At 54.9% G+C, this 3,263-nt stretch carries 4 protein-coding genes, 4 tRNA genes and 1 rRNA gene; all 9 read left to right on the top strand.

What is annotated here, in order from left to right:
- Positions 1-75 (top strand): 5S ribosomal RNA (gene rrf / locus D0544_RS17495); the annotation flags it as partial.
- Between the two features lie 133 nt (positions 76-208).
- Positions 209-1,177 (top strand): bifunctional biotin--[acetyl-CoA-carboxylase] ligase/biotin operon repressor BirA, encoded by a 969-nt coding sequence (gene birA / locus D0544_RS17050; RefSeq protein WP_207905947.1) that lies wholly within the window; start codon positions 209-211, stop codon positions 1,175-1,177.
- On the top strand, positions 1,167-1,877 hold the full coding sequence (locus tag D0544_RS17045) for a type III pantothenate kinase (protein WP_125018486.1): 711 nt from the start codon (positions 1,167-1,169) through the stop codon (positions 1,875-1,877). The genes birA and D0544_RS17045 overlap by 11 nt, the downstream gene beginning before the upstream one ends.
- A gap of 9 nt (positions 1,878-1,886) precedes the next feature.
- Complete coding sequence (locus tag D0544_RS17040; RefSeq protein ID WP_125018484.1) at positions 1,887-2,585, top strand: SPOR domain-containing protein; 699 nt, start codon at positions 1,887-1,889, stop codon at positions 2,583-2,585.
- 37 nt (positions 2,586-2,622) lie between these two features.
- Positions 2,623-2,698, top strand: a tRNA-Thr gene (locus D0544_RS17035).
- Positions 2,699-2,794: 96 nt separating this feature from the next.
- Positions 2,795-2,878: transfer RNA gene (locus D0544_RS17030), tRNA-Tyr, on the top strand.
- A 26-nt stretch (positions 2,879-2,904) separates the two neighbouring features.
- Positions 2,905-2,979, top strand: a tRNA-Gly gene (locus D0544_RS17025).
- Positions 2,980-2,994: 15 nt separating this feature from the next.
- Positions 2,995-3,070: transfer RNA gene (locus tag D0544_RS17020), tRNA-Thr, on the top strand.
- A gap of 70 nt (positions 3,071-3,140) precedes the next feature.
- The coding region (locus D0544_RS17015; protein WP_243647371.1) for a GTP-binding protein at positions 3,141-3,263 on the top strand (123 nt) is incomplete at its 3' end.

The following is a 3,263-nucleotide window of genomic DNA, read 5'->3' as shown; positions in this document are numbered from 1 at the left end:
GAACTCAGAAGTGAAACCTCTTAGCGCCGATGGTAGTGTGGGGTTTCCCCATGTGAGAGTAGGTCATCGTCAAGCTTTTACACAAAACCCCGATCTGCACAGGTCGGGGTTTTTTTATGCCTTTTAATAAGGCGTGAACTTTGGGGTGAGGCTTAGCCCTTATTGGTTCAGCTGTTACAATCTGCCAGATAGAGCGGGAGATCGGCACGTGGATGCTTTACTGGATATTTTGAGAGACGGGGAGTTCCACTCCGGGGATGTGATTGGTGAGCGGTTGGGGGTCACGCGCGCGGCGGTCTGGAAGCAGCTGAAGCGGCTTCAGGAGCAGGGGCTCGAGCTGGACTCCGTCAAAGGGCGAGGATACCGCCTTGCCCCGGGCACGGAGCTGTTGGATTCTGCACAAATTCTTAGCTCCCTGAAGCCCATGCCCTTGCCGATTGATCTTGATGTTTACGCATCAACCGACTCCACCAATCAACGCCTGCTATCCAGAACGGAGTTGGGTCGCGGTAACTTTTGTTTGGCCGAGCATCAAACCGCGGGCAGGGGGCGGCGAGGGCGTGTGTGGCAAAGCCCGTTTGGTGCCAACCTCTACCTTTCTGCTGCCTGGGATTTTCGCGAAGGTGCAGCGGCCCTGGAAGGACTTAGTCTTGCAGTCGGGCTGGCGGTAGTGCATGCGATTGGACGTCAAGCGTCGACACGGTTACAGCTCAAATGGCCTAACGACCTGTTGTGGGAAGGGCGCAAAATAGCGGGTGTGTTGCTGGAGATTAGTGGTGACCCTGCCGGTGAGTGTCGCGTCATTATTGGTATTGGTATTAACCTGCGGCTCACTGCACGGCAGCGCTCTGTAGTGGATCAGCCCTGCGCCGACCTCACTGAGGCTGTCGGTACCTTTGTCAGCAAGAATCGCCTGGCTTCTGCACTGATCGAGGAGCTGGTGCAGACATTGGTTCGTTTTGAACGGGATGGATTTCCCGCCTTTGCTGATGAGTGGGCCGCTTACGATGCTTTTCGCGGAAAGGAGGTGCGGGTGCAGACAGCTGCTAACCAGTGGCTTGTTGGCACCTGTAGGGGGGTGGATCATCACGGAGCCTTGCAGTTGAGTACAGCTGAAGGGATGATCAGTTACCGTGGGGGTGAGGTAAGTTTACGCGGGGCTGAAAATGATACTTGATTTGGATGCCGGTAATACCCGAGTCAAGTGGCGTATCAGGGGCAGCGACGCTCTACAGGGTGCATCAACCTACGGTGACCTGCAGGAGCTGCAGGCGCTCCTCACCCACTACGCGCCAGCCCGTGTCTGTTTGGGGGCGGTGGTCCGTGATGACAAGCTTGATCGCCTGGTGCAAGCAGTTAACGCTGTCTGGGCCGGCTCGCTTGAGCAGGTTAGCGTTATTGATCATTTTGCCGGTATCGAGCTTGCCTATGAGGATGTGAGTCTTTTGGGGGTGGACCGTTGGCTGGCGATTCTGGCGGCCAGAAACAGGTTTCCCGAAGATAATTTGGTGGTGGTCGACTGCGGGAGTGCGGCTACGCTGGATATCCTGACCCGGGATGGTGTGCACGTGGGGGGGTACATCGTGCCGGGCTTTAGTATGATGCGCCGAGTGCTATTTGATAATACCGACAGGGTTAAGGTCACTGAGGATACCCTGGCGGCTTTGGCGCCGGGCCGTTCAACGCTTGAGGCGGTGAATCACGGTGTCCTTCGAATGCTGAAATCGTTGGTGCTAGAGCTGGTGCACGAAGTTGAGGGGCGCCGGTTGCTAATTACCGGTGGCGATGGCAACGTGTTGGCTCAGCTGATGGGGGTTGAGGATCGGCTGTATCCGCATTTGGTGTTGGATGGTATCGCAGTTGCGATGCCCGGATAGGGAAAGGCTATGCGCTGGATTCTGTTGATACTCTTGTTGGCCAATGGTGTCTTTTTTAGTTATCAGTGGTACCTGGAGTCGCGAGTGGTCGATTATCGGCCTGAGGTGGTGACGAACTCTGCCGGTCAGGGTGAGAGGCTGCTGCTGCTTTCTGAAGAGCAGGGGCTGAGGGCCAAGCCTCGTCAGGCCGTTGCAGAGACAGCAGCGTCAACTGTTGCCGGGGCCGGCGAGATGTGTGTTTACCTGGGCCCCTTCCAGGCCGCTGAAACGGCGGAAACCCTGCACCAGCGATTGATGGCGTTGAGTGTGAAAGGTGAGGTGGAGGTGGTGAAGGTGGCGGGCGAGCCCGATTTTTGGGTGTTCATGCGCCCGTTGGTTTCGCGGGAAGAAGCGTTACGTCAGCTGAAAGAGTTGCAGCGGCAAAAGATCGATAGTTTTGTTGTGACTCAGGGTGAAATGAAAAATGGAATATCCCTGGGTTTGTTTACCCAGCGCACATCCGCTGAGAGTGTGTTGAAACGTATGCAGTCAGCGGGCTACAAGGCGGAGATGAAACTGATTGAACGCTATCGGGATGAGTTTTGGGTGACGGTCCCTGATGCGGAGGCGCGCAGGGTGGGTGATGGCGTATGGGAAAAAATAGCCCTCGATTATCAGTTTATCGAAAAGGAACAGAATCTCTGCAAAGCCGTTGCATCGGCACAGTAGTTCACTTAGAATTGCGCCCGCGATTGAGAGCACCCTTGCCGGTATAGCTCAGCTGGTAGAGCAACTGACTTGTAATCAGTAGGTCCCGAGTTCGACTCTTGGTGCCGGCACCATTTACCTGTCATAACTTTATGTTTTAAAAAGCATAAAAATACCGACAAACCGGTTGACAAGGCAGGTGAGTGTAAGCAGAATATCGCCTCCTTTTGGGTGGGGTTCCCGAGTGGCCAAAGGGATCAGACTGTAAATCTGACGCGAAAGCTTCGCTGGTTCGAATCCAGCCCCCACCACCATTAGGTCTTATAAGCTGTTGATATAGGCGGGTATGGTATAACGGCTATTACCTCAGCCTTCCAAGCTGATGACGCGGGTTCGACTCCCGCTACCCGCTCCAGCAGCAGGTTATAAAGCTCAAGTAGCTCAGTTGGTAGAGCACACCCTTGGTAAGGGTGAGGTCGGCGGTTCAAATCCGCTCTTGAGCTCCACTTATTTTGGAAGGGCAGAACCTGGTTCTGTCCTTGTTTTCTGGTTTTACAGTTTGACGGAGAGGTCTTCATGGCTAAGGCAACTTTTGAGCGTAACAAGCCGCACGTTAACGTCGGCACCATCGGTCACGTTGACCACGGTAAAACTACTCTGACCGCTGCTCTGACTCGCGTGTGCTACGAGGCATGGGGT

The sequence above is a fragment of the Aestuariirhabdus litorea genome (assembly GCF_003864255.1).
Lineage (GTDB): Bacteria > Pseudomonadota > Gammaproteobacteria > Pseudomonadales > Aestuariirhabdaceae > Aestuariirhabdus > Aestuariirhabdus litorea.
Note: the sequence above shows the minus strand (reverse complement) of the source record. Positions and strands in the feature narration are given on the sequence as shown.

Bases quoted from the DNA above. Each gene is read 5' to 3' on its own strand.
- D0544_RS17045 (WP_125018486.1), top strand. From the start codon at position 1,167: ATGATACTTGATTTGGATGCCGGTAATACCCGAGTCAAGTGGCGTATC.
- D0544_RS17040 (WP_125018484.1), top strand. From the start codon at position 1,887: ATGCGCTGGATTCTGTTGATACTCTTGTTGGCCAATGGTGTCTTTTTT.